The organism is Kribbella sp. NPDC051587 (genome assembly GCF_044453945.1).
In the GTDB taxonomy this organism is placed as follows: Bacteria; Actinomycetota; Actinomycetes; order Propionibacteriales; family Kribbellaceae; genus Kribbella.
The window spans coordinates 432,893-457,053 of record NZ_JBITDE010000003.1; the positions used below are offsets into that span (position 1 = coordinate 432,893).

Sequence of the window (24,161 nt, forward strand, 5' to 3'; positions counted from 1 at the left end):
GTCCGGGGCGGCGATCCCCGAGAACGCTAGTGCCGGTCGGAGGTAAGGGCAGCCCCGAGGGCTGTCCAGCAGGCGCCCCAGAGCGCGATCGCCAGGAAGTGCGGTACGTCGCCCAGTGCGAGCCCGGCCGGGATCGTCAGCGGGCAGAGGCCGGTGGCCAAGGGCAACCAACGCAGCGGCGAGGTCCAGCGGCGCGACCGCAGGATGGCGATGCCGGCCACGATCAGGCCGAGGGCGGACAGCATCATGAACGCACTGAAGAACGGGATCGCGGCGTCCTGGTCGGCGATCGCCCAGAAGTGCGCGAGTGCGAACAGGGTCATCGTGACCGGGACGCAGGTGAGAGCGACGTGGGCGACCCGGAGGTCGGCGGTCACGCGGCGGAGCCCGATCACGCCGACGGCGACGAACAGGGCCATCACCCCGGCGAACCCGAACCAGGGTCCGTCGGCGATCCCGACATCGACGATGGCGGCGACTCCGGCCGCGATGATGCCGACACCACCGACGACGGTGCAGACGCCGTACGGGCGGAGTGTGGACGAGGTGGCGGTAGCGGTGGTGCTCATGGCAATCAATCCCCCTGGGGAACGGTTGTGATTGCTCCAGACTGGATTCGGACCGCCCCGGACCGGCAGAGCGCGATTACCCGGGAGAGCCGGGTGATTCACCCACAGACAGCGGGATACCTGAGGTCGCACTATGTGGAGTGTGAGGATCAGCAGCAGGACCTGGGCGCTCGGGCTGATGCTGCTTGCGCTCATCCAGGCCGCGATCGCGGCGGCCGGCGCGATCGGGACCGGGATGAGCTACGCGGTCGCCCGGGACAGCTTCCTGATCCCGAACGCGATGATCGCGGTGGGATGTGCGGTCTCCGGTGGGCTGATCGCCTGGCATCGGCCACGGAACCTGGTCGGGTGGCTCTTGCTCGGCGCCGGTGTTGCACAGACCGCGACACCGGCGGTCACACCGTGGCTGGTCTCCGCACTGGTACATGATGACGGGCCGACCCGGCTGCTCTCGACGGTCTACTCGCTGGCCTGGCCGTGGTCGGTCAGCCTGTTCATCCCGCTGGCCCTGATGTTCTTCCCTGACGGCCGGCTGCCCGGCCGCGCCTGGCGCGCCGCGGTGGTCCTGGCAGCGCTCAACAGCGTGCTGCAGGTGCTGATGTTCAGCGCGGCTCCGAACCCGCTCGTGCCGGTTCGGGGTCTCGACACCCATGGCCGGGCGGTGTCCTGGCTGGCGATCCCGTTCTTCAACAACCCCACCCTCCAGCTCGCGTCGGACATCGCGCTCATGATCACCTTGGTCGCGGGCGTCGCCGGGATCGTCGTCCGGTATCGCTGCGGCACCGAGAAGCTGCGCCGCCAGCTGCTCTGGCTGTTGCTGGCGGCAACCATCAGCGTCGCGGTGGCCGGGTCGATGCGGCTGCTCGGGCCGGTCGAGTCGACCGGCTTCCCGATCATCCTGCTCACCGTCATCGCGCTGATCCCGGTGTCGATGATGATCGCCGTCCTGCGCTATCAGTTGCTCGACATCCGCCTGGTCTGGGCGCGGACGGTCACGTACGCCGTACTGACCGCGGCCGTCGTGGCGACGTACCTGGGCCTGGTGGAGTTGGTCGATCGGCTGCTGCGACCGCGGATCAGCGTGAGCGCCGCCGTGCTCGCCACGCTCGTGGTGGCGGCGTTGTTCAACCCGGTCCGCGTCCGGCTGCAGGGCTTCGTCGACAACCTCCTGTACGGCGATCGCGCCGACCCTGTCCGCGCCGCCTCATCCGTCGCGGCGCAACTCGCCGGTGCCTCGGAACCGGCCGACGTACTGCCTGCGGTCTGCCACGCGCTACGCCTCCCGTACGCCGCTCTGGCCGATGAGGCCGGGGTGATTCGAGGCGAGCACGGAATGCGGCCGGCGATGCTGGAGACGATTCCGTTGCTCCATGCGGGGGAGCGGGCGGGCGAGCTGCAGGTCGGGATCCGGTCCGGCGAGATTCGGCTGGCCGCGGCCGATCGCGTCGTCCTCGAACTGATGGCCGCGCCGATCGGCGTCGCCCTGCGTGCGCAGGCGTTGTCGGACGCGGTGCAGCGGTCGCGGCGGGAGATCGTCGCGGCGCGTGAGGAGGAACGCCGTCGGCTGCGGCGCGATCTGCACGACGGGCTCGGCCCGGCCCTGACCGGCATCGGCTTCCGCGCCGACGCCGTCGTCAATCTCGCGGAGGCGGACCGGCTGGTTGCCCTCGGCACCGATATCCGGTCCGCGGTCGACGGGGCGATGACCGACGTCCGCCGGCTGATCAACCAGCTGCAGCCCTCAGCCCTCGACGACGTCGGTCTGGTCGAGGCGGTACGACGGCATGCCGCGCTGCTCGATCGGCGGATGGACGGATCGGCGTTGCGGGTCAGCGTCGCGGCCGATGTGGTTCCGGCGGATCTCCCGGCGGCCGTCGAGGTGACGGCGTACCGGATCGTGACGGAGGCGCTGACCAACGTGGTCCGGCATTCGCTGGCCGGCCGGGTCGAGGTGCGGATCGCCGTACTGGATGCGGCGTTGGAGCTGACGGTCGCCGATGACGGCCGTGCGGTGAACGGCCGCTGGGTTCCCGGGGTCGGGCTGACCTCGATGCGGGAGCGGGTTGCCGAGTTGGGTGGCACGATGGTCGCCGAACCGACCCCGGCCGGGGGACGGGTGCACCTGTGTCTGCCGTTGGGAGGCGAGCGATGACGATTCGCGTCGTCCTGGCCGACGATCATCCGGTCATCCGGGACGGGCTGCAGGTGCTGCTCGACTCGGTGACCGGGATCACCGTGGTCGGTGCCGCGGCGAGTGGGCCGGAGGCGGTGCGGGCCGCGGTGACGCTGCGCCCCGACGTACTGGTCATGGACATCCACATGCCGGGTGGCGACGGCGTCGCGGCGACCCAGGAACTCGCCCGGGTCGCGCCGGAGGTCGGCGTACTGATGCTGACCATGCTGGACGACGACGAGACGGTCCGGGCGGCGATGCGGGCCGGGGCCGCGGGCTATGTGCTGAAGGGGTCGTCGCAGCAGCAGATCGTCCGGGCGATCGAGACGGTCGCGGCGGGGGACTCGGTGCTCGGTTCGGGGATCGCGCGTCAGGTGCTGGATGCGGCGTCCGGACGGGTGCCGGCGCCGCCGGATCCGCTGGCCGCACTGACACCGCGGGAGCGACAGATCCTGGAGTTGCTGGCCACTGGGCTCTCCACCACAGCAATGGCGAACCGGCTGGCTCTGACTTCGAAGACAGTGCACAACAACCTGTCCGCGATCTTCGCGAAGCTCGGTGTGACCAACCGGACCGAGGCCGCGCTGCTGGCCCGGCGGGCAGGTCTAGGGACCTGATTGGAACCGGTGGGCCCCCGCCGTGCTGAGCGAGTCGATGGTGACGGCGATGAGCAGTACGCCGACTGACGATCAGCGAGATGACCAACGGCCAGCCCTGGTTGACGAAAGTCACCCCCAGTACGGCGCCGGCCAGGCCGCTGACCGAGCCGACGGACAGGTCGATCTCGCCCAGCAGCAGGTCCAGAACGATGCCGAGGGCAATGACCCCGATCGAGCTGGTCTGCAGGGTGAGGTTGACCAGGTTGCGCCATCGGCCTCGGCCTGCCCACGCCGGTCGATTCGGTCAGCCATCAGGCCGGTTCGGACGCCGCGGCCGCCGTACCACAGGTCGAGGGGATCCATCCCACCACGATTGGCCGCTCGACCCGCTCGCCGCTACCGCCTTTCGCCGATCTGTGGGTAACCACCTTGAGCACGGTTCAACCAGTTGCGCGCCCGGGGGATGGTTGAGGGGTGCTCAAAGTGTGAGGGCGAGGGTGGTTAGGGCTAGGGGGAGGGTTAGTTCGATGGCGGCGCCTAGGACGTCGCCGGTGGTGCCGCCGAGGGTGGTGCGGGCTCGACGGGTGGTGGCCAGGGCGGCTGCGACGGTGAGGAGGAGGGTGGCTGCGGTGGCGATGGCGGAGGGGGTTGAGCGGGTTAGGTAGGCGAGGGCTGCGGCGGCGGCCAGTACGGCGACGGTGGCGAGGGCCGCGGTGAGGGGGCGGACTGTGGCGGCGACGATGGCGCCTAGGCCGTCGGGGCGGGCTGAGGGGACGGTGGTGCGGCAGGTCCAGGGGAGGGTGAGGCGGCTGGCGGTGGTGGCGATGAGGATGGCTTGCCAGCCGAAGTTGGCCTGGAGGCAGGCGGTGAGGGCGGCTACGTCGACGAGGAGGACGGCGACGATGCTGAGGACGCCGAAGGGGCCGATGTCGCTCTGCTTCATGATGCGGAGCATGGTTTCGCGGTCGCGGCGGCTGCCGAGGGCGTCGGCGAAGTCGGCCAGGCCGTCGAGGTGCAGTCCGCCGGACAGTGCTGCCACCGCCAGTACGCCGAGGACTGCGGCGAGCAGGTCAGCGTCGGGGCGTGCCAGTTGCACGAGGGCGACCACGCCCGCCGCGACCCCGCCGAGTACGGCGCCGACCAGGGGCGCCAACAGCATGGCGCGGCGGCCTATGACGCGGTCGACGTGGGATGGCATCCCGGCGGGCAGGATGCTCAGCAAACCGAAGGCGAGTCGGATCGCATCGATCATGTGAGCGGGAGGGTTCGGCCGGCGATTGTGTAGAGGGCCTGGTCGGAGGCCAGGGAGATGGTCGTGTTGAGGCGGCCCATCAGGTCGCGGAAGAGTCGGGTGCCGGGATCGGCGGGGACCACGCCGGCGCCGATGTCGTTGCTGACGGCAACCACGTGGCGGGTCGTCGCGGACCAGGCGGCGGCCAGGCTGGTGATGCGCTCCTCGACCAAGGAGGCGTGCCCCAGGTCGGACCAGATGTCCAGCGCGTCCATGGTTCGGGAGAGCCAGAGAGTCAGGCAGTCGATCAGCAACGGGGGACCGGGAGCCGCGAGGAGCGGGACGAGGTCGATGGTTTCGATCAGGCCCCAGGTGGCCGGCCGGCGGGCCTGGTGCTTGGCGACGCGGTCGGCCCACTCGTCACTACCGGAGTCGTCTCCGCCGGTGGCGACGTACAGGACGTCCGGTACGTCGGCCAGCAGGCGCTCGGCGGCGAGGGACTTGCCGGAGCGGGCGCCGCCGAGGATGAGGGTGCGGTCAGGCATGCGGACTCCTTGGTTCGAAGAGCACCGGCGTGTCGAAGGCTGCCTTGCGGGAGGTCCGGCGGAACGCGTTCAGCACCGGCCGACCGAGCACCAGCACCAGTACGGCGCACAGCAGGCCGCGCGGGATGTCCCAGCCGAGTGAGGTCGCCACCACGAACAGCAAGTACCGGTGCAGGTTCTCGACCAGCCCGTCACCCGGGATGAACGAGAAGTCGCTGCCGAAGGTCGCGTACGGCCAGAACCACAGGTTCATCACCACGCCGTACAAGACCCCAGCAACGAGCGAGTACGCCGCCAGCAGCAGCAACTCGAGTCGACCGCCCACCCGCGGTAGCAGGCCGGCGAAGCAGCCCACCCACGCACAGGCGAACATCTGGAACGGCATCCACGGTCCGACCCCACCACTGATCAGTGCACCGCCCAGCAGCGACACCGACCCCAGCACGAAACCAAAGCCAGCCCCGAACGCCCGCCCGGCCAGCACCAGCAGAAAGAACCCAGGCTCCAGTCCAGCAGTCCCCGGACCCAGTGCACGCAGAGCGGCTCCGACCGCCGCCAGCATCCCGAGCAGGGACACCACCTTTGCGTCGATGCCGGACTCGGACAGCTCAGCCAGTACGACGGCCACGAGCAGCGGCAGCAGCAACACGAACAGCCACGGCGCATCGGTCGTGTGACCGATTGCCGAAGCGCCTGCCTGGTCGGTCCGGTAGAACAGCGGCCAAGCGAACGCCACCACCCCAACCAGTGATGCCAGCAACAGCGTGCCGGTACTGCGCGGCCGGAGCCGGATCAGATTCACGATGCGCGCTCCAGAGCGGTGGCGACCTCGCCAACGGTCAGGAACGGCAGCGGCGCCAGGATCTTCGCCACCTGGGGTGCAAAGGCGGGGGAGTCCGCCACCACGGTCGCAGTCTCGCCCTCACTCACCAACTCCCCGTCCGCGAGCACCATGACTCGAGTGGCGACCTCAGCAACCATCTCGACGTCATGAGTCGACAGGACGACCGCATGCCCGGCCGCAGCCAGCTCACGCAGGATCTTGACCAGCCGCCGCTTGGCGCCGTAGTCCAACCCCCGCGTGGGCTCGTCGAGCAACAGCAGCGGCGGAGCACCGCACAGTACGACGGCCAGTGCCAGACAGAGCCGTTGTCCCTCAGACAGGTCGCGTGGGTGCAACTGGTCGTCCACCTCTGGCGCCAGTCGCTCCAGCACCGCCCGACAGGTCCCAGCGGCCACCCGGAAGTCCGCATCCGCACTGGCGCACTCATCCGCGACCGTTGCCGCATACAACAGATCAGCCGGCTCCTGCGGCACGAGTCCGACCGCCTTGACCAGCTTGGCCGGTCGGGTACGCCGTGGGTCCGTCCCAACGGCAGTCACCGTGCCAGAACGCGGCGGGACGATGCCAACGAGTGCATTGAGCAGCGTGGACTTCCCAGCGCCGTTCCGGCCCATCAGCGCGACGATCTCACCGGCCCGGATGCTGACCGACACCCCGCGCAGGGCAGTCACAGTCCCGTAGCTGACGACCAGATCGCTGCACCGCGCCAGTTCGGGCCCCACCGCCGCAGTCCGCCGCAGCGGTCGGGCATCAGCCAGCTGAGTCCGCAACGCACCAGCGGCTCGCCGAGCGTCCCGCACCGACAGGGGCAGCGGAGACCAACCAGCCAGCCGTCCCAGCTCCACTACCGGCGGTGCGACCGGTGCGGTCACCATCTGGTCGGCCGGCAGTCCGGTTGAGACCAGTCCGATCCCACCCGGTACTTCGATCACGCGGTCGGCGTACTGGATCACGCGCTCCAGCCGGTGCTCCGCCATCACCACAGTTACGCCCAGGTCGTGCACGAGCCGCTGCAGCGCGGCCAGCACCTCCTCGGCCGCCTGCGGGTCCAGCGCCGACGTGGGCTCGTCCAGCACGAGTACAGCGGGATGCGAGGTGAGCGCGGCACCGATGGCGGTTCGTTGCCGTTGGCCACCAGACAGTGACGTCAGCGCACGATCCCGCACGTCGGCCAGTCCCAGCAGATCCAGCGTCTCCTCCACTCGGCGGCGCATCACGTCCGGCGCCGTACCGAGCGACTCCATGCTGTAGGCCAGCTCGTCCTCGACGGTGTCGGTGACGAACCCGGTCATCGGGTCCTGCCCGACGAACCCGACCACATCGGTCAGGTCGCGCGGCCGGTACTCCCGCGTGTCCCGCCCGTTCACCAGCACCCGCCCAGCCAGCGTTCCACCGGTGAAGTGCGGGACCAGACCGTTGATCGCCCGCAGCAACGTCGACTTGCCGGATCCCGTCCGCCCGATCACCAGTGCCAGCTCGCCTTCCGGCACGGTGAAGCTCACATCCCGTACGGCGGGCGCGGAGGCGCCGTCGTACGTGATGGAGACTCGATCAAACTCGATCACGCGGCCGCCCCCTGTCGGACTGGCGGTGCGGCCAGGGCTGGAGCCAGCCCGATCAGTACCCCGACCACCGGCAGCACGGGGACCGGCGGTACGACGAGTGGTCCGTCCAGCAGCAGTCCACGCACCCCGTGCACCGCAGCGACGATCATCACAGCTCCAGCCAAGGCGCCGGCCGCAGTCACCAGCCACTCGGGCAGAGCCCACGGGTCAGGTCGGTACCGCGTGCGGGTGACCCGCTGCCGTCCGACGCCGAGCGCACCGACCGCCAGCAGCAGTCCGATCGCCAGAGCGGTCAGAGCGAACGGAAACGCGAGTGAGTCGGTCAGCAACGCGTAGACGCCGAGCAGGATGCCCAGCAAGCCCAGGAGCACGCACAGCCCGGTGATCTGGCGCTGTCGCCGTGGCACCTGGGCAGTGCGTCCGTAGCCGCGCGAGTCCATCGCTGCGGCCAGCTCGACCGAGCGGTCCAGCGCGCCTTCCAGCACCGGCATGGCCGTGGTCCGGAACGACCCGCGGGTCCGTCCGCGCAGCCGTCGGGCCGAACGGATCCGGCGCGCGTCGGTCACCAGTTGCGGTGCGAACGTCAGAGCGACCACGCAGGCCACGCCCATCTCGTAGAGGGCCCCGGGCAACGACTTCAGCAGCCGCTTCGGGCTGGCCAGCGCGTTGGCGGCGCCGATACAGCACAACATCACCGCGAGCTGGCCCCCGTCGTACAGGGCGGTGAGGACGGCCTCCAAGGTGATCTGCCCACCGAGCTTGACCCCGGCAGCCCAGTCGGGCAAGGGGATCTGCGGCAGCGTGAACAGCACGGTGTTGCCCTGCGAGCGCGTCGACAGCACGGCCTGCAGGACGATCCGGATCCCGATCACCACCAGGCCGAGCTTGAGGAACGCGGTGAAGCTGTGCGCCCACGGAGCATCGGTACGGCGGGCGGCCACCACGAATCCGGTCACGACCAGGATCAGCACGAGCAGCACGGGATTCCGGGTCCGGCTGGCGGCGACCGCCATCCCGAGGGCCCAAAGCCACCACGCCCCGGGATGCAGTGCCCGGGGCAGCGTCAGGCGGTCAACAGCACGCACTACGTACGCCGGCGGCGCGCGAGCAGCACGCCACCCGCGAGCAGGCCGCCAAGGATCACCACGACCACGACGTACGGCCACCACGTGGTGCCCTCGTCCTGGGCAGCTGACGGCTTCACGGCCGAGAAGCCGACCGGAGCCTTGATCTCCAGCTGCACCGGGGAATCACTAGCTGGGACCGTGATGCTCTTCACTGCCTCGCCACAGCCCGAGGCGGGGTAGCCGGAGATCCCACAGGTGAGGCCCTTCTCGAGCCGCGTCGGTCCGACGGCGGACAGCACCTGGGCACCGTTCGACTTCACGTCCGTCACCACGCAGGTGCCGGTCGGAGTGCCCGGCTGCTGGCCGGCCGTCGCGTCCTCCGTCGTACCGGGGTCGACCACCACCGCGACGCGCTTCTTGCCGGTCTCGGCCGGGGCGTCCTTGCAGATCGCCGCGAAATCACCGGCAGCCCGCGGCACCCGCGGCTTGGCGCCGCCGACCGCGTACCGCCAGCCCTCGACGGACCCGTCCGCCGGTACGACGCCGTCCGGCCCCTTCTGGGCAAACGCCCACTGCGAGGACGAGGCCGTCCACTGGTAGTAACCCCAGAACCGGAAGCCGTCCTCGGCGTGCGCCAGAGTGGTGGCGGTCCCTGCAAGCAGGAGGCCCGCCACCAGGCTGAGAAGCAGTCGCTTAATCACGCAGGCAGCGTAACGCCTGACGTCTGCTACTCCTGCGCCTCCAGGCTCATGGGGCCGTACACCTCACGTCCGTCCTCGAGCAGGAAGACCTGCCCGACGCCCTTGTCGACGAGGTCGCGCCAGATCTCGCCCAGCCAGCTCTCCGCGTCGCCCTGGGCCGAGAACTCGGTGCCGCCGACCTCGCTCGGGTCGACGACGGCACCGGTCGGGGTCTCGAACCGCCACACCCAGCTCATGAGCCCGGCCGGGTCTGCGGGGAGTTCTGCGCGGTCTTGGCCGGGTCGCGCTCGACGATCCCGCCGAGGATCTCGTCGATCTGTTTGAGCAGCGAGTCGTCGAGCTTCACCCCGGAGGCCTTCACGTTCTCGACGACCTGCTCGGGCCGGGAGGCGCCGACGATCGCGGACGAGACGTTCGGGTTCTGCAGCACCCAGGCGATGGCCAGCTGGCCGAGCGACAGGCCGGCCTCGTCGGCGACGGGCTTGAGCTCCTGCACGCGGGTCAGGACGTCGTCGTTCAGGAACCGCTTGATCATGTTGGCGCCGCCGTTCTCGTCGGTCGCCCGCGAACCCTCCGGCAGCGGCTGTCCCGGCAGGTACTTGCCGGTGAGCACGCCCTGGGCGATCGGCGAGAACACGATCTGGCCGATGCCGAGCTCCTCCGAAGCCGGGACGACCTCGGCCTCGATGGTGCGCCAGAGCATGCTGTACTGCGGCTGGTTCGAGACGAACGGGATGCGCAGCTCGCGGGCCAGCCGGTGGCCCTCCTGCAGCTGCTCGGCCGTCCACTCGGAGACCCCGATGTAGAGCGCCTTGCCCTGCCGGACCACGTCGGCCAAGGCCTTCATGGTCTCCTCGAGCGGCGTTTCGGTGTCGAACCGGTGCGCCTGGTAGAGGTCGACGTAGTCGGTCTGCAGCCGCTTCAGCGACCCGTTGATCGACTCGTGGATGTGCTTGCGGGACAGGCCGACGTCGTTCGGGCCGCCCGGTCCGGTCGGCCAGTAGACCTTGGTGAAGATCTCCACCGACTCGCGCCGCTCACCCGCCAGCGCCTCGCCGAGGACCACCTCGGCCTTGGTGTTGGCGTAGACGTCGGCCGTGTCGAACGTGGTGATGCCGGCGTCCAGCGCCGCCCGCACACACGCCTTGGCCTGATCGTTCTCCACCTGGGAACCGTGGGTCAGCCAGTTCCCGTACGAGATCTCGCTGACCTTCAAACCACTGTTGCCGAGATAGCGGAAGTCCATGACCCCGACCCTACCGGCTCAGACCGAGGTCACGCAGGCTTCTCGCCGCGCTTGACCATCGGCTTGGGCAGCCGCCAGCGGCGCATCTGCATGGTCCGCCGGACCGCGTAGAACCCGATCCCCTTCACCGGCTCGTTGGGGAACTTGCGTGCGACGGCCTTCTTCAGGCCGCCGGACAGCAGGAACCAGTCGGCCAGGACGAGCACGACCACGAGCAGGAAGATGATGTTCACCAGGCCCGCCAGCCAGGGGTACTGCCGGGAGAACACGACGCCGACCAGGGAGAACACCAGCAGCAGCGGCAGCGCGAACTCCATCACCGAGAAGCGCGCGTCCACGTAGTCGCGGGCGAACCGCCGTACCGGGCCCTTGTCGGCGGCCGGCAGGTAGCGGTCGTCGCCGGTCTGCATGGCCGACTGCATCTTGGCCCGCTCGGTCCGCATCTTCTCGCGGCGCAGCGCCGACGCCTCCTTGCGGTTGCGTGGCTTCTTGTACGCCGCCTTCCGGGCCGCCTCGGCTTCCTTGCGCGACGGCGTCGGGCGTCCCTTGCCGCCCGGCTTGGCCTGGGGCTCAGCGGGTACGGTGGCTGTAGTTGTATCGGACTTGGTACGACGGAACACGGGGTCTGAACCTCATTCGGCAGGACGCGCGGACTCGGGGTGGTCCCCGGTCGTGAACACCACTTTATCCGGGCCCGTCCTGATGGTGTGGTGACCCGTAGGGACATAGGGTGGTTGACACGCACGCCGGGTCGACGCTCCGGCACAGAAGGGGTACGGATATCGATGAGCATCTTTAGGCGGATGTCGACGATCTTCAAGGCCAAGGCGAACACCGCCCTGGACAAGGCTGAGGATCCTCGCGAAACCCTTGACTACTCGTACCAGAAGCAGCTCGAGCTGCTCCAGAAGGTACGCCGGGGAGTGGCCGACGTGGCCACCAGCCGGAAGCGGGTGGAGCTGCAGGCATCGCAGTTGCAGGCGCAGTCGTCCAAGCTGCAGGACCAGGCGCAGAAGGCGCTCTCGATGGGCCGTGAGGACCTGGCCCGCGAGGCACTGACCCGGAAGTCCGGGCTGCAGGGGCAGATCGACGATCTGACCACCCAGCACGCCCAGCTGCAGGGTGAGGAGGAGAAGCTCACGCTGGCCTCCCAGCGGCTGCAGGCCAAGGTCGAGTCCTTCCGGACCCGCAAGGAGACCATCAAGGCCACCTACACCGCGGCCGAGGCGCAGACCCGGATCAACGAGGCCTTCTCGGGCATCTCCGAGGAGATGAGCGACGTCGGTCTGGCCGTGCAGCGGGCCGAGGACAAGACCCAGCAGATGCAGGCCCGGGCCGGCGCGATCGACGAGCTGCTCGCCTCGGGCGCGCTCGACGACGCCTCCGGCACGCAGAAGGACAGCATCACCCTGGAGCTGGAGCGGATGTCGTCCACCTCAGGTGTCGAGGACGAGCTGGCCGCCATGAAGGCGCAGCTGTCCGGGGGCAGCGCCCCCAAGGAGCTGTCCGGTGAGGCCCCGGGAGCAGCACAACCCGCCCAGCCCGTGCAACAGCCGGTAGCGGAGCCGGCGCGACCACAAGACGGAGACGTTCGATGATCGTTCGCATCATGGGTGAGGGCCAGTGGCAGCTCGCCGACGACAAGCTCGACCAGCTGAACGCGGTCGACACCGATCTGGAGAAGGCCGTCGCGGCCGGTGACGAGGCCGGTTTCCGGACCGCGTTCGGCGCCCTGCTGGACTTCGTCCGGTCCGGTGAGAAGGTTCCGGACGGCGACCTGCACGACTCCGACGCGATCCTGCCGCCGAGCGACAGCTCGCTGGCCGAGATGCGTGAGCTGATCAGCGGCGACGGCCTGATCGCCGGCTGAGAAGTACCCCGGCCGGACACGAGCGTCGGCAAGTTCCCCGAGGACCGATATCCGGTCCTCGGGGTTCTTCATTTTCCGGACGTTGCGCACGGGTAAACACTCGCGGTCAATACTGTTCGGAGTCGGCCTGACGTAGTACTGTCTGGCTCACGCCGTTGTGGGGGCGGCGTTGGACGACTGTCCGTGACGGGGAGTGGGTTGGTCACGGGGGTCGCTGTTCACCTGTGGGGGGTGACTGTGCGTGACTGAGTTTGTCATGTCTGAAGGGTTGGCCGAGCCGGCTGATCTTCGGCCGACGGTCTCGGGGGAGCGTCGTCGGCCGGTCTGGGTAGTTCCGGACGAGGTTCAGGCGACCGTGCCGCGATCGGCACGTTTCACCGAGGCACGCTGGGTGGCCCGGTACCGGCGGGCTGCGCTCGCCGGGGACCTGTCCGCGGCGCTGATCGGGGTATCGGTGGCACTGGTCGGCCGGTTCGGCGCCCAGATCAATGCCGGTTATCTGGTGATCGGGGCGGTGATCCCGGTCGCCTGGCTGATCTGTGTGGCGCTGGCGCGTGGCTACGAGAGCCGGTACTTCGGGACCGGACCGGAAGAGTTCCGGTCCATCATCCGGGCCGCGGTGGGGTTGACCGCCGCGGTCGCCATCACGTCGTACGCGACCAAGAGCGAGGTCGCTCGAGGGTTCGTACTGCTCGCGGTGCCGATGACGTGTCTGGCGGCCATGACGGGCCGCTGGGTGCTGCACCGGCAGATCTCCTGGCGCCGGTTCGCCGGCCGGTGCATGCGCCGGGTGCTGGTGGTCGGCCGCAACGACCAGGTGACCACGCTGCACCGGCACCTGGAGGAGCGGCCCGCCGACGGGTACGTCGTCGTGGCCAGCTGCCTGCCGCGCGGTGACGTGTTCGAGGAGCCGGTCTCGGACCGCCTCGGCCGCACCGAGATGGACATCCTGGCGGCCGTCGACCAGTACGCCGTCGACGTCGTCGCGGTGGCCGCGGATCCGGAGCTCGCCGGGCACTCGCTGCGCAAGCTGTCGTGGGCGCTCGAACAGCGCGGGGTCGATCTGATCGTCTCGCCGGGCATCGTCGAGGTGGCCGGTCCGCGGATCTCGATCCGGCCGGTGGCCGGGTTGTCGCTGCTGCACCTGGAGCGGCCGTCGGTCAGCGGTGGTCCGCACCTGATGAAGGCCGTCTTCGACCGGGTCCTCGGGGTGCTGATGCTGCTCGCGGTGTCACCGGTGCTGCTGGTCGCCGCGACGCTGGTGAAGCTGACCAGCAAGGGTCCGGTGCTGTTCAAGCAGACCCGGGTCGGCCGCGGCGGGGAGCAGTTCGCGATGTTCAAGTTCCGCACGATGGTCGTCGACGCGGAGGAGCGCAAGGCCGAGCTGGTCGCCCTGAACGAGGGCAACGGCATCCTGTTCAAGATGCGCGACGACCCGCGCATCACCAAGGTCGGCAAGTACCTGCGCCGATTCTCGATCGACGAGCTGCCGCAGCTGGTGAACGTTCTCCGGGGGGAGATGTCACTGGTCGGCCCGCGGCCGCCGTTGCAGTCCGAGGTCGCGCTGTACGCGATCGACGACTCGCGCCGGATGCTCGTCAAGCCCGGGCTCACCGGGTTGTGGCAAGTCAGCGGACGCAGCGATCTGACCTGGGAAGAGTCCATGCGGCTCGACCTGCGGTATGCCGACAACTGGTCGATCGCGCTCGATCTGCTGATTCTCTGGAAGACCGCCCGCGCCGTACTGGGTAGTGACGGCGCCTACTGACCACCTGCGCCCGCCCACGACATGACGTGGGCGGGCGAGACACAAGAGCGGTGCATTCCCGAGGGGGGAATTCATGGTGCAACACCTCAGTGCCGAATCCGGTACTGATTCCACAGTGGCCGAGGTCGCAGTCCGGTCCGAGGCAGCGACCCTGGTGATCCAGGCCGCGTCCGGGGACCAGGGGTCCTGGAGCCGGCTGGTCGACCACTACGCACGGCTCGTGTGGGCCGTGACGCGCAGTTTCCGGCTCAGTGACAGCGATGCCGCAGATGTTTCTCAGATGGTGTGGCTGCGGTTGCTCGAGCACATTCACCGCGTCGACCCCGAGCGGGTCGGCGCCTGGCTGGTCGTCACCACCCGCCGCGAATGCCTGCGGGTGCTGGCGTTTCGCAAGCGGGTGCTGCTGACCTACGAGTCGACGGCGTTCGAGGAGCAGCCGGGGGACCAGCCCGAGCTCGACGCCGACATGCTCGCTCTCGAGCGGGCGGCCGATGTCCGGGAAGCACTGGAGACCCTGCCGGACCGCTGGCAGCAGCTGCTCGGCATGCTGATGGCCGACCCGCCCGCGCCGTACGCGGAGATCTCACAGAAGATCGGGATCCCGATCGGCAGCATCGGCCCGATCCGGGGTCGTTGCCTGGACAAACTCAGACTGCTGCTTGCCTCCTGAAGCAGTAAAGCGTCCGGCCCGCGACCGCCTTGATCAGAGCATGATCCAGGCGGTCCGGACCGGGCGCTGAGTGCTGTTGGGCCACTGCAGCAGGAAGCTCACCAGTCGGGTGTCGCCCGGCCCCTCCGCCCCGCGGGACTCGACCTGGACCGGTCCGGCCGGGGTGACCCGCAGCTCCACGCTCAGTTCGGCCTGCCCGTGCACGTCGACGTCCAGGCTGATGCCGTGGCCCGCGAACCGCAGGTGCCGGCAGTCATCGATGCCTGGGGCATCGACGAGGCTGTCGAAGACCACGTCGAGGACATCAAGGTCACGCTCGTGCCGCCCGAACGCGGCATAGCCCACCGACCGCAGCAGTGCGATCTGTGCGCCGGCGCGCTCGGGGGGCGGGAGGGTCATGACGGCTCAGCGCTCCCCGGAGACCTTGATCACGGAGTCGTTGTCCTGGCCGTACGGCGCACCCTGCCAGGCCGCCCAGTTCACCGAGCTGCCCTGTTCGTGCACGATGAAGTTCCACGGCCCGCTGTAGGTGTTGGCGTAGAACTTGTTGCCCTGCTTGAAGGTGATCGCGTCCTCGATCGTCCGGGCCTGGTACGGCGACCAGTCCGGGAACGTGCCCCAGTTCGAGAAGACCCCGTTGTACCCGCAGCCCGCGTTCGACGCGCACTTCACCCCGAGCTTGTCCGGGTTGAGGTTGAACGTGTTGCCGTGCACGCGGACGTTCTGGGTCTTCCAGCGGCAGTCGCTCAGGTAGGGCTGCTTGGTGATGTTCTGGGCGTTGCAGGTCGTGATGGTGGCGACCTTCGGGTTCACCAGGGTGCCGGAACCGGTGCTGGTGTTGGCGGGCGAGCCGGCGAACCGGTCGGCGTTCTCCCAGAGGATGACGCCGGACCAGTTGTCGGTGAAGACGTTGTCGGTCACCTCGAGGGTCTCGCCGAACTGCCCGGGGACGCGCTTGTCCGCGCCGGACTCGGAGATGTACAGCCCCGGCGCCGGGAAGCCCTCGTTCTCCGGTCCCTTGCCCAGCCCGTTGCGGATGAAGCTGTTCCGCCGGATCAGGGCGTTGTAGCTGGTCTCGTAGATCAGGCCCTCGGCGTAGTTGCCGGAGATGTAGTTGTCCTCGATCGTGAACGCGACGTTGTTCGTGTCGGCCCACAGCCCGGGGCCGTGGTTGTCGTGGATCCAGTTGCCGCGCACCGCGGCGCCGGTGACCGTCCAGAACTTGCCGCCGCCGGTACAGCCGCAGGCCGGCCGCAGGTTCTCCCAGTCGTCGGTGTTGTTCCCGGTGATCTCGTTGCGCTCGACGGTGATGCCGACGACCATCTGCGGGTTGTACGCGTTGAAGCCGTACTGGCCGTTGTCGCGCAGGCAGTTGCCGCGGACAACGTTCTTGCTGCCGATCATCAGGCCGGCCCCCGCGTTGCCCTTGATCGTGGTGCCTTCGATGGTCCATCCGGTGGCGGAGTTGTGGTTCACGACGCCTTCGTCGTTGTTGCTCTTCGCGGCGCCGAAGTTCTGGATGGTCAGGTGGCTGATCTGCACGTTGGCGGCGTAGCCGGTGAAGGCGTACCGGTTCGTCCGGCCGCCGTCCAGGATCGCTCCGGGAGCACCGATGTAGCGGTTGCCGTCCTTCGGAATCACCTGCAGGAACTCACCGCCGGCCAGCCGGTGCACGCCCGCCGACAGGTAGAACGTCGTACCGGCCGGGTGCTGGGCGGTCAGGTCCTGCAGGTTCTGGCTGACACTGACCGGTACGGCGCCCGCCGGCGCGGTCGCCGGGCCGTTGAGGGCCTGGGCGTTCCCGCAGATGGCGGCCGGCGGTTTGCCCGGCGCGGTCAGGGACTTGGCCGGTGCGGCCTCGGTCCCGTCGCTGCGGCCGATGCCGCCGTTGCTGACCAGAAGGACGGCAGCGGAGACCAGCCCAACCAGCGCGACAGCACTCCCCGCGACGATGAGGCGTCGCGAGCTGTACCACCTGGATGTGTGCTGTTCCATGATTTTCCTTCGGGGCCTGGCGGGCTGCTGAGGGACTAGCGGCTCGGCACCGGGTTCGCGACGGCGAACCGGTACACGTCGAGCAGTTGCTGGAGATTGGACTGCGGGTCGTGCGTGGTCTCGTATGTCGTCCGCGCGTTGCGGCCGAGGTCGGCGTACTTATCAGGGCAGGCGTCCACATCGAGCAGGAGCTTGGCCAGCTCGTCCGGACGACCCGGATCGAACAACGCTCCGTCGACACCGTCGGTTACGAGTTCACGGAAGGAACCGTGCGCCGACGCCAGCAGCGGGACGCCGACGGCCATCGCCTCGACCACCACCAGACCGAAGGTCTCCTCCCATTCCGAGGGCAGCACGACCGCGCGGGACTCGCCGATCAGGCTGAAGATCTCGGGCTTGCTGAGCATCCCGCGCAGTTGCACCGAAGGCCGGTCCGCCGCCCAAGCGGTCACCTCGTCGAGCATCGGACCGCCACCCGCGATCGCCAGCTGCAACGCGTCGTCACCCGCAGTCGCGCGGTACGCGTCCCAGCCCTTCATCAGTAGCGGTGCGCCCTTGGCCGCATCGAGGCGGCCGACGTACGTGACCTGACGACGCGGGTCCTTCGCGGCCGGATCGGCGACAGGCCCGTCGTACGGGACGTAGTTGTAGCGGACGAAGCTGCGGTCGGCGTCGAAGTCCATCCCGGCCAGCAGCGTGCGCTGCGACTCGGAGATGAACAGGTACGCCGAGACCAGGTTCTGCCAGGTACGCCGATGCGAGCGCGTGTTGAGCACAGTCGTTGCCGTGGCCAACTTCGAACCGCGGTAGCAGCTGTTGCGGACCGCCGGCAGCGGGTTGCCGCTGGCGCAGTCATGGCAGACCGAGCCTTCGCGATAGAAGTCACCACTTGCGCAGAGCAACTTGTAGTTGTGCAAGGTGATCACCACCGGCACACCGGCATCGCGGCACGCGTAGAGCACCGACGGGCTGAGCACCGGGAAGGTGTTGTGCACGTGCACCACGTCGGGCTGGAACTCACGCAGCTCCACGCTCAGATCGCGCTTGGTGGTCGGGTTCCAGATCACCCGCGCGGGCAGCGTGGCCTTCTTCCAGGCCGGCCATTCCTCGATCTCGTCGCTCTGTCGTTCGAACAGCCGGACGTCGTGGCCGAGGGCCGCGAGAGCCTCGCGCTCCTGGTCGACGACCCTGTTCTCGCCGCTGGGCGCGGTCGACCGGTACCTGTTGTGGACCAGCAGGATCTTCATCAGATGCCTTCCCGGGACGGTCTCGGGTACACCAGCGACGCGGCCAGCGTCAGCTCCAGCAGGTACGGCGATGCCTCGCTCAGCCCGGTCTCGGTGAACGACGCGACGACGCAGTACGCGACGATGAACAAGGCGAGGGCGCGGCGCGGACCCTGCGGGGTGAACCAGGCGCCGACGAAGACGAACAGCAGCATGGCGATGTTGAACGCGGCGCCGAGCAGACCGACGTCGTAATAGGTACCGAGCCAGTTGCTGTCGATCGGCAGCCCGGTGAACGACTTGTTGGACAGGCCGAACCCGAACAGCGTCTCCCACGTCGTCCGCGGTTGCGCGAGGATCGCGTCCCACACGAGCTTGCGCCCGGTCAGCGCGGCGACCTGCTCGGTGTCCTGACCACGCGCCAGCCAGGTGGTGACCGCGGAGCCTGCCGTCAGCGCTCCGACGGAGAAGACCCCGATGGCGATGGCGAACGTACGACGGGCGCGGGCGCGGGCCGTGAACAGGCTGAGACCGGCGATGATGCCGCCGACCAGCAGCGCGATCAGGGCGGTGCGGGTGTGGGTGAGCAGCAAGACCGGAATCGCGATCACCACGCTGACCAGCGCGATCTCACGTCGCAACAGCCCGGCCATCCACAAGACGGTGGTCAGCCCGGTGGCCATGGCGGCGTAGTGACCGACCTGCGTCGCCGGGATCGGCCACAGAACACCGGTCAGGCGATCGTCGACCATCGCGCCGCCGGGCGACACGAGGAAACCGAGGACGACCGTTCCGATCACCGCCCACAGCACCATCAAGTGCGTGCGGATCAGCAGCAGATCACGCCGCGTCCACCACGGTGACAGCAGCCAGAGGACCACCACGAAGATCAGTAGCCGGCTCGACCGGTACAGCGCGCCGACCAGGAACTCTGCTCGCAGGCTGGAGATGACCGCTTCGGTGACCAGCAGGCTGGCCAGGAAGGCATAGACGCTCGGCCGGATCCGCAACGGCCGGTTGACGGTCAGGACCAGCAAGAGGGCCAGCGGCAACGAACCCTGGGCGATCAGCCGGCCGAGCGCACTCGGGATCGGCAGCAGCAACCGCGACTCGGGGAAGAACGTGAGCACGTTCATCACCAGCAACGCCCAGACCAGCTGGACCCGACGGCGCCGGCGGCGCTCGGGCGGGACTTCGCGGAAACCGGGTCGGGCCGGGCGCCGTGCCGCGAGTGCGGCAAGGGCGCTCATCGCGAGAACATCCCGACGTCGGCCGTGACGTCGGCGGTCTCCGCCTCGGTCACTCCGACACCTTCGTCGGTCTTGTCCGCGTGCAGGACGATTGCCGTGTCGATCTCGAGGCCGGCCAGGCGCAGCATGTCGCCGGTCGCCTTGAGCGTGGTCGCGGACGACCGGCCGGCGGTCGCGACGACCGCCGCCCGGGACGCCCAGGTGCCGAGGTGCTCGGCGCCGAGGGCCGGCGACAGGGTCGACAAGGTGAGGACCAGATCCGCGTCCTCCCAGGCAGCGTCCAGCTGGACGTCACCGGATCCGGACGGACGGTTCGTGTCGCCGATCCGCAGGTAGCAGCCTTCGGGCAGCAGCGCGTCCTTCGCCGGCAGATGCACCGAGATCATCCGGCCTTCGCCGTTGAGGGCCGAGTCGTGCGTACCGGGTTCGGTGACGCCGAGCTTCTTGGCGAGCGCGTGCTGCCCGGTCAGGTCGGCGACCAGCACGTTCTTGCCTTGATCGGCCAGAGCCACCGCGAGCGAGGCCACGGCCAGTGCACAGGTGCGGACGTCGTCCACACTGACCACAGCCATCGACGGTGAGGGGCGCTCGGCCCAGACGATCCGGGTGCTGAGGTGCTGGGTCAACAACTGGATGCCGCGGTGCTTGGACTGCTTGGCTCGCAGCAGTCGGCCGAACGGAAGCATGCTGAGCGGCGGCCGGCCGGTGCTGAGCCGGACCCGCGCGCCGAGTGCGCTCGCGATGTCCTGGCGCTTCCACAACCGGTCCGAGATCAATGCCCGGACCACGACGAATCCGAGCCCGAGGAAGAGGCCGGCGATCAGGCCGGTCCCGGCCTTGAGGACCAGCATCTTCTTGGCCGAGGTGAGCACCGGAGCCGGTGCGTCGAGCAGCCGGCTGCTGTTCATCTTCGACGCGATCGTCGTCGAGTCGAGCAGTTGCTGCTGGACGAACTTCACCTTGTCCTGCGCGGCGTTCAGCCGGGTCATCTCCGGGCTGCCCGGCCGCTTGGGCTCGACCGGGTCGTCGCCGGCGGCCACCACGGCCTGCCGGGCCAGCGTGGCCTCGTTCTGTGCGGCCGTGAGGTCGCGCCGCAGCGGCACGTCCTGCAGCGCGATCTGCTCGCGCCGGAACTTCAGGAAGGTCTGGGCGATCGAGGAGGCCAGCGCCGTGGCCTCGACGTCGGACTTCGCGCCGGCCTTGATCTCGAGGATCCGGCTGGTGACCGGTACGACGGTGTACCGCTTCAGCAGCACGTCGGGAGTATCGGTCAGCTGCAGCGAATCGATCACTCGGTTCGCCACGGTCCGGGTGGTGGCCAGACTGACCTCGGTGGCCATCGCCTTCGCCGGGTCCTCACCTTCGCGGGTGGTGACCAGGATCCGGGCGGTGGCGGAGTGCGCCGAGGGCAGGCCGAACTGCACCGCCACGCCGCCGATCAGGCCGAGAACCGCGAGCAGCAGCCACACCCAGCGGTGCCGGACGAGCGCGTCCCGCAGGAAGCGGAAGGTGACGAGGCTGTCGGGTGGGTACGCCGCCGAGTGCTCGCCGTCGAACAGGCCGTCCTGGTCGTCCCACGTGCTGGCGGGGCTGGTTCGCTCCTGGAACTGCTGGTTCGTCATCGAGTCCGCCTTGCCGTTCCGGTGAGCAGCGTCGGGAACCGGGATCCGGAACGGCGCTGAGACTGTGCAACCCGCCCGATGGTCCGGTCGAGAGGATCGGGATCGGTGACCACGATGCCGTCGATGGTGCGGTCGTCCGCGGTGGTCGCGACCGCCAGCCGGGCCAGTTCCTCGGCCGTCACGGTGCCCGCGGAGAGCGCGATGATCGTGCGGGTGGTTCGTTGGTCGCCGGCCAGCTGCGGGTCCTCGCGGTCGACCAGGTTCAGATGGATGTCCAGGGTGGCCGAGCCGTGGATGTCGGAGCGGATCTGGTCGATCACCAGCGAGCTGGCGACACCGAACGTCGACGCGAACGCGGCGAGTTGCGGGCCGAGCGACCGCGCCTTGGTGTCGTCGGCGAACGAGATGACGGTCAGCGAGGTGGCCTGGCCGCCCTTCTGGTCCAGCTCCAGGTGATGCAGCGTCTTCCGCAGGCTCCACGCATCGACAGCCGTCGGGTGGTAGTTCTCCAGTAGCTCGGCCCAGTCGGAGGGATCGCGGGCCGGGTACGACGAGACTGACGCGAGCACGGGCAGTCCGACGGCGTCCGCGATCTCGTCGCGCAGCCGCAGGCGGCGGTCGCCGCGTGCGCGGGCCAGCACGAAGATCGCTCCGCCGATAGCTCCGAGCAGCGCGCCCAGGCCGCCGTACGTGCCGGCGTGCAGGAGCATGCTCCCGCCGTGCGCCTCGGTGGCGCCCTCGAGCAGCCGGGCGCCGGTGCGCTTGCCGAGGTCACCGGGCAGCTGCTTGTCGGTGGTGACGAAGACCAGGTAGACCTGCGCGACCGCGTTGGCCAGCTGGACCGACTGCTTGGCCGACGTGCCCTTGGCATCGATCCGGATCACGTCGTCGGTGACCGCGCTGGCCTTCACCCGGTCGCGCACCACCTCGGTGGTCAGGGTCGGCTGCAGGTTCTGGCCGGCGCTGTGCAGGACCGGACCGCTCTCGGCGATGTAGACCTGGGTCTCGATGCTCTGCGAACCGGACGTTGTTCCGGCCACCACTGGCGGCGGCGGAAGCACGACCAACGCACCGGCGGTGTACATCGGCGGCTGCACGAAGGCGTAGGCGACGCCGAGCAGCAGGCCGATGGCGGCGCCGATGATCACTAGTAGCCGGTGCCGCCGAATTGCCTGCCAAGACTTCTTCACGTCGAGCTGCTGCGCGCTCATGCCGTTACGGCCCCCCTCAAGCGAACGTCGTACAGGTGTTCGCAGTAATAGAGGCGCTAGGACGTGACCTGATACACCGGTCAGCGGAAACGGAACGTGCTGACGGCCGGCGTGCCCGGGCCGATCTGCCCGGCGCCGATCAGTGTGGTGACCGGGACCTTACGGCCGAATCGCGGGGAGTACCACCCCAGTAGCGGATCGTCACTTCCACGGTGCGCGGTCCACGTCAGTCCCGTCGGCAGCTCGGCGCTCGCCGTACCGTCAGGCCACGTCAGGAGAGCTGTCGATCCGTCGAGTTCGGCGGTGACGTCCGGACCGAGATGCCACGCGATCCGTACGTCGGCCGCCGTGTCGAGGTGGTCCTCGACCTTGAGCGTTCCGGCCTCCAGTACGGCGTTCCGCCGGTGCGTGACCGGGGTGTCGCCGACTCGGTACCCGTCGTGTTCGGCATCCCAGGTACCCGTGGAGGCGTCGTACTGGCGGACCTGTCCGGTGGCGCCGCGCAGCCAGAGGAATGCGCCGCCCCAGATGGACTGCTCGGCGCCGTTCACCTCGACAGTGTTGTGGCCGATCGTGGAGCGGAAGTAGTTCCGCCACTCCTCTTCACCGTGGTAGCAGTACGTGCCCGGGTCGGCGAGGACGTCGATGCCGCCGACGCGAACCTCGAGCGAAAGGGCGTCGCAGTGGGCGTGCGCGGCGATCGAGAGGAAGCCGTGCGGGCCGGCGTCGCCGCGGACCCAGATCTCCGGGCCTTCGTCATGGCTGCGCAGGATCGTCAGGCCGGCGTCGTTGAAGTGGCCGGGGCGTTCGGCTGGGCGGTCGCCTTGGGCGCCTTGGAGCAGTGCGCTGACCAGAGTGGACGTAGCGGTGGCTGGGACCTCAGGCCACCAGTCCGCTGGGCCGACTGCTGCTGCGCTGAGTGCGAGGTAGGCGGACCAGCTGTGGATGTTGGGCGGGTCGAGTACCAGGACCATGCCCTCGTCGTCGTCACCTTGGCGGGGCGGTCTGAGCGTGCTGTCCACGATCGCTGCCGAGACGTCGGCGGTGCGGGTCAGCAGTGCCCACGTGGAGGGCGTGAGCGGGTGTCCGGCGAGGTCTGCCTCCAGAGCGGCGTACAGGCCGAGCTCTGAGACGAAGCGGTGGTAGTCGGTCGCTAGCTCGCGGTTGACGCCGGAGGGGAAGGTGTTGGCGTCTAGCTCGCGCTCCAGGAGCGCAGCGGCGTCGGTGCGCCATTTGGGGCTCTCGCGGAACCACGGGAACGCGCTGGCGCCGACGAGTTGGCCGGCTGCTTCGGCGATGACGTGGTTGTTGGCTGACGAGCCGCGGCTCTGGAAGGCGGCGAGGTAGCGCTGGTGCCAGTAGAGCTGGTTCAGCGCGAGTTCGTTGTGCTCGAACAGGTCGGTGATGTCCGGCCAGTCGTTGAGCAGCCGACGGATCCAGGTCCAGCTGATCAGCCGGATGCCGACCTCGATCCCACTGGCCCAGTGCACGCCGGACAGGAACGGGTTCGTCCGCCACCAGTCGGTGAGCTGCTCCGCGACGCGGTCGGCGTACTTGTCGTCGTGCGTCAGGTACCAGGCGGCGGCGAGCTGGGTCAGGTGGTGGTGGCGGGACAGCTCCCACACCTGCTTGATGTTGCCGACCAGGTCCTCGTTGCGGTGGTTCAGCTTGAACGTGTACTGCGCCGGATCGGAGCGGCGACCGGTGATCGGGTCGCGGAACCAGTCCGGTGCGCCCAGGTCGGTGCGGTCGGTGCCGAGCACCTCGAGGTTGCCGGCCAGGATCGCGTCGGCGGTCTCGATGACCGCCGTACGTGCCACCTCCGGTACGGCGCAGGCCGCGTGCGGCGGGAGCGTCGTACCGAAGGTGCGGTCCTTGCGCAGGCTTGACGGCGCTTCGGGGTGCTGCCCGGGCTTCACTTGCTGGTAAGCCCAGGCAGTACGTCGTGCGTGGTCGGTGCTGCGCCAGATCAGTTCGGTGGGGGACATCCGGCGGAGCCTCCGGACGTA

The 24,161-nt window shown here is 69.1% G+C and carries 23 protein-coding genes; 6 read left to right on the plus strand and 17 right to left on the minus strand.

Going from position 1 to position 24,161, the window contains the following annotated elements; all coding sequences use genetic code 11:
* Positions 1-26: 26 nt before the first annotated feature.
* Positions 27-569 (minus strand): hypothetical protein, encoded by a 543-nt coding sequence (locus ACIA49_RS14245; RefSeq protein ID WP_396377571.1) that lies wholly within the window; start codon positions 567-569, stop codon positions 27-29.
* A 142-nt stretch (positions 570-711) separates the two neighbouring features.
* Between ACIA49_RS14245 and ACIA49_RS14250 the strand changes: the two genes are divergently transcribed.
* Together ACIA49_RS14250 and ACIA49_RS14255 are read left to right on the plus strand one after the other, a co-directional pair.
* Complete coding sequence (locus ACIA49_RS14250; RefSeq protein WP_396377572.1) at positions 712-2,721, plus strand: sensor histidine kinase; 2,010 nt, start codon at positions 712-714, stop codon at positions 2,719-2,721.
* A complete protein-coding gene (locus ACIA49_RS14255; RefSeq protein ID WP_396377573.1) occupies positions 2,718-3,359 on the plus strand; it encodes a response regulator in 642 nt (213 codons plus the stop codon). The genes ACIA49_RS14250 and ACIA49_RS14255 overlap by 4 nt, the downstream gene beginning before the upstream one ends.
* 460 nt (positions 3,360-3,819) lie before the next feature.
* On the opposite strand, the gene cobS is transcribed toward ACIA49_RS14255, so the two are convergent.
* Genes cobS through ACIA49_RS14300 form a run of 9 tightly spaced genes read right to left on the minus strand, consistent with a single transcriptional unit; the run spans position 3,820 to position 11,160 of the window.
* Positions 3,820-4,593: an adenosylcobinamide-GDP ribazoletransferase gene (cobS, locus tag ACIA49_RS14260; RefSeq protein ID WP_396377574.1), complete on the minus strand. Its 774-nt coding sequence runs from the start codon at positions 4,591-4,593 to the stop codon at positions 3,820-3,822.
* On the minus strand, positions 4,590-5,117 hold the full coding sequence (locus tag ACIA49_RS14265) for a bifunctional adenosylcobinamide kinase/adenosylcobinamide-phosphate guanylyltransferase (protein WP_396377575.1): 528 nt from the start codon (positions 5,115-5,117) through the stop codon (positions 4,590-4,592). Before ACIA49_RS14265 ends, cobS begins: the two co-directional genes overlap by 4 nt.
* Positions 5,110-5,919: an ECF transporter S component gene (locus ACIA49_RS14270; RefSeq protein WP_396377576.1), complete on the minus strand. Its 810-nt coding sequence runs from the start codon at positions 5,917-5,919 to the stop codon at positions 5,110-5,112. Before ACIA49_RS14270 ends, ACIA49_RS14265 begins: the two co-directional genes overlap by 8 nt.
* The gene (locus ACIA49_RS14275) at positions 5,916-7,526 is read right to left on the minus strand and encodes an ABC transporter ATP-binding protein (protein WP_396377577.1); all 1,611 of its coding nucleotides are present in this window, start codon (positions 7,524-7,526) and stop codon (positions 5,916-5,918) included. The genes ACIA49_RS14270 and ACIA49_RS14275 overlap by 4 nt, the downstream gene beginning before the upstream one ends.
* Entirely contained in the window at positions 7,523-8,611 is a 1,089-nt protein-coding gene (locus tag ACIA49_RS14280; protein WP_396377578.1) for a CbiQ family ECF transporter T component, read from the minus strand. Before ACIA49_RS14280 ends, ACIA49_RS14275 begins: the two co-directional genes overlap by 4 nt.
* Positions 8,611-9,294 carry an SCO2322 family protein gene (locus ACIA49_RS14285; protein ID WP_396377579.1) on the minus strand — a complete coding sequence of 228 codons (684 nt, stop codon included), beginning with the start codon at positions 9,292-9,294 and terminating at the stop codon, positions 8,611-8,613. The genes ACIA49_RS14280 and ACIA49_RS14285 overlap by 1 nt, the downstream gene beginning before the upstream one ends.
* Before the next feature lie 26 nt (positions 9,295-9,320).
* Positions 9,321-9,530 carry a hypothetical protein gene (locus ACIA49_RS14290; protein ID WP_396377580.1) on the minus strand — a complete coding sequence of 70 codons (210 nt, stop codon included), beginning with the start codon at positions 9,528-9,530 and terminating at the stop codon, positions 9,321-9,323.
* Complete coding sequence (locus ACIA49_RS14295) at positions 9,527-10,540, minus strand: aldo/keto reductase family protein (RefSeq protein ID WP_396377581.1); 1,014 nt, start codon at positions 10,538-10,540, stop codon at positions 9,527-9,529. Before ACIA49_RS14295 ends, ACIA49_RS14290 begins: the two co-directional genes overlap by 4 nt.
* A gap of 29 nt (positions 10,541-10,569) precedes the next feature.
* Entirely contained in the window at positions 10,570-11,160 is a 591-nt protein-coding gene (locus tag ACIA49_RS14300) for a DUF3043 domain-containing protein (RefSeq protein WP_396377582.1), read from the minus strand.
* A 165-nt stretch (positions 11,161-11,325) separates the two neighbouring features.
* Between ACIA49_RS14300 and ACIA49_RS14305 the strand changes: the two genes are divergently transcribed.
* The 4 genes from ACIA49_RS14305 to ACIA49_RS14320 all read left to right on the plus strand — a co-directional run bounded on the left by ACIA49_RS14305 (position 11,326) and on the right by ACIA49_RS14320 (position 14,848).
* Positions 11,326-12,138, plus strand: a complete 813-nt coding sequence (locus ACIA49_RS14305; protein ID WP_391548208.1) for a PspA/IM30 family protein — start codon at positions 11,326-11,328, stop codon at positions 12,136-12,138.
* On the plus strand, positions 12,135-12,410 hold the full coding sequence (locus ACIA49_RS14310) for a hypothetical protein (RefSeq protein WP_396377583.1): 276 nt from the start codon (positions 12,135-12,137) through the stop codon (positions 12,408-12,410). Before ACIA49_RS14305 ends, ACIA49_RS14310 begins: the two co-directional genes overlap by 4 nt.
* Positions 12,411-12,651: 241 nt before the next feature.
* Entirely contained in the window at positions 12,652-14,178 is a 1,527-nt protein-coding gene (locus ACIA49_RS14315; RefSeq protein ID WP_396377584.1) for a sugar transferase, read from the plus strand.
* A gap of 115 nt (positions 14,179-14,293) precedes the next feature.
* Complete coding sequence (locus tag ACIA49_RS14320; protein ID WP_396377585.1) at positions 14,294-14,848, plus strand: RNA polymerase sigma factor; 555 nt, start codon at positions 14,294-14,296, stop codon at positions 14,846-14,848.
* Between the two features lie 33 nt (positions 14,849-14,881).
* Here ACIA49_RS14320 and ACIA49_RS14325 read toward each other — a convergent pair whose 3' ends face one another.
* The 7 genes from ACIA49_RS14325 to ACIA49_RS14355 all read right to left on the minus strand — a co-directional run bounded on the left by ACIA49_RS14325 (position 14,882) and on the right by ACIA49_RS14355 (position 24,140).
* Complete coding sequence (locus tag ACIA49_RS14325) at positions 14,882-15,247, minus strand: hypothetical protein (RefSeq protein WP_396377586.1); 366 nt, start codon at positions 15,245-15,247, stop codon at positions 14,882-14,884.
* 6 nt (positions 15,248-15,253) lie between these two features.
* Entirely contained in the window at positions 15,254-16,843 is a 1,590-nt protein-coding gene (locus ACIA49_RS14330) for a right-handed parallel beta-helix repeat-containing protein (protein ID WP_396377587.1), read from the minus strand.
* Positions 16,844-16,878: 35 nt separating this feature from the next.
* Complete coding sequence (locus tag ACIA49_RS14335; RefSeq protein ID WP_396377588.1) at positions 16,879-18,090, minus strand: glycosyltransferase; 1,212 nt, start codon at positions 18,088-18,090, stop codon at positions 16,879-16,881.
* Complete coding sequence (locus ACIA49_RS14340; RefSeq protein WP_396377589.1) at positions 18,090-19,319, minus strand: O-antigen ligase family protein; 1,230 nt, start codon at positions 19,317-19,319, stop codon at positions 18,090-18,092. The genes ACIA49_RS14335 and ACIA49_RS14340 overlap by 1 nt, the downstream gene beginning before the upstream one ends.
* On the minus strand, positions 19,316-20,941 hold the full coding sequence (locus ACIA49_RS14345) for a Wzz/FepE/Etk N-terminal domain-containing protein (protein ID WP_396377590.1): 1,626 nt from the start codon (positions 20,939-20,941) through the stop codon (positions 19,316-19,318). Before ACIA49_RS14345 ends, ACIA49_RS14340 begins: the two co-directional genes overlap by 4 nt.
* Complete coding sequence (locus tag ACIA49_RS14350; protein WP_396377591.1) at positions 20,938-22,152, minus strand: Wzz/FepE/Etk N-terminal domain-containing protein; 1,215 nt, start codon at positions 22,150-22,152, stop codon at positions 20,938-20,940. Before ACIA49_RS14350 ends, ACIA49_RS14345 begins: the two co-directional genes overlap by 4 nt.
* Positions 22,153-22,232: 80 nt before the next feature.
* Positions 22,233-24,140 carry an alginate lyase family protein gene (locus ACIA49_RS14355; protein WP_396377592.1) on the minus strand — a complete coding sequence of 636 codons (1,908 nt, stop codon included), beginning with the start codon at positions 24,138-24,140 and terminating at the stop codon, positions 22,233-22,235.
* Between the last annotated feature and the right edge of the window lie 21 nt (positions 24,141-24,161).

What these genes read in the sequence shown, in the direction of transcription:
- ACIA49_RS14295 (WP_396377581.1), bottom strand. Translation starts at nt 10,540, where the DNA reads ATGGACTTCCGCTATCTCGGCAACAGTGGTTTGAAGGTCAGCGAGATC.
- ACIA49_RS14350 (WP_396377591.1), bottom strand. Translation starts at nt 22,152, where the DNA reads ATGAGCGCGCAGCAGCTCGACGTGAAGAAGTCTTGGCAGGCAATTCGG.
- ACIA49_RS14335 (WP_396377588.1), bottom strand. Translation starts at nt 18,090, where the DNA reads ATGAAGATCCTGCTGGTCCACAACAGGTACCGGTCGACCGCGCCCAGC.
- ACIA49_RS14305 (WP_391548208.1), top strand. Translation starts at nt 11,326, where the DNA reads ATGAGCATCTTTAGGCGGATGTCGACGATCTTCAAGGCCAAGGCGAAC.
- ACIA49_RS14340 (WP_396377589.1), bottom strand. Translation starts at nt 19,319, where the DNA reads ATGAGCGCCCTTGCCGCACTCGCGGCACGGCGCCCGGCCCGACCCGGT.
- ACIA49_RS14355 (WP_396377592.1), bottom strand. Translation starts at nt 24,140, where the DNA reads ATGTCCCCCACCGAACTGATCTGGCGCAGCACCGACCACGCACGACGT.
- ACIA49_RS14265 (WP_396377575.1), bottom strand. Translation starts at nt 5,117, where the DNA reads ATGCCTGACCGCACCCTCATCCTCGGCGGCGCCCGCTCCGGCAAGTCC.
- ACIA49_RS14245 (WP_396377571.1), bottom strand. Translation starts at nt 569, where the DNA reads ATGAGCACCACCGCTACCGCCACCTCGTCCACACTCCGCCCGTACGGC.
- ACIA49_RS14255 (WP_396377573.1), top strand. Translation starts at nt 2,718, where the DNA reads ATGACGATTCGCGTCGTCCTGGCCGACGATCATCCGGTCATCCGGGAC.
- ACIA49_RS14325 (WP_396377586.1), bottom strand. Translation starts at nt 15,247, where the DNA reads ATGACCCTCCCGCCCCCCGAGCGCGCCGGCGCACAGATCGCACTGCTG.
- cobS (WP_396377574.1), bottom strand. Translation starts at nt 4,593, where the DNA reads ATGATCGATGCGATCCGACTCGCCTTCGGTTTGCTGAGCATCCTGCCC.
- ACIA49_RS14330 (WP_396377587.1), bottom strand. Translation starts at nt 16,843, where the DNA reads ATGGAACAGCACACATCCAGGTGGTACAGCTCGCGACGCCTCATCGTC.
- ACIA49_RS14310 (WP_396377583.1), top strand. Translation starts at nt 12,135, where the DNA reads ATGATCGTTCGCATCATGGGTGAGGGCCAGTGGCAGCTCGCCGACGAC.
- ACIA49_RS14290 (WP_396377580.1), bottom strand. Translation starts at nt 9,530, where the DNA reads ATGAGCTGGGTGTGGCGGTTCGAGACCCCGACCGGTGCCGTCGTCGAC.
- ACIA49_RS14345 (WP_396377590.1), bottom strand. Translation starts at nt 20,941, where the DNA reads ATGACGAACCAGCAGTTCCAGGAGCGAACCAGCCCCGCCAGCACGTGG.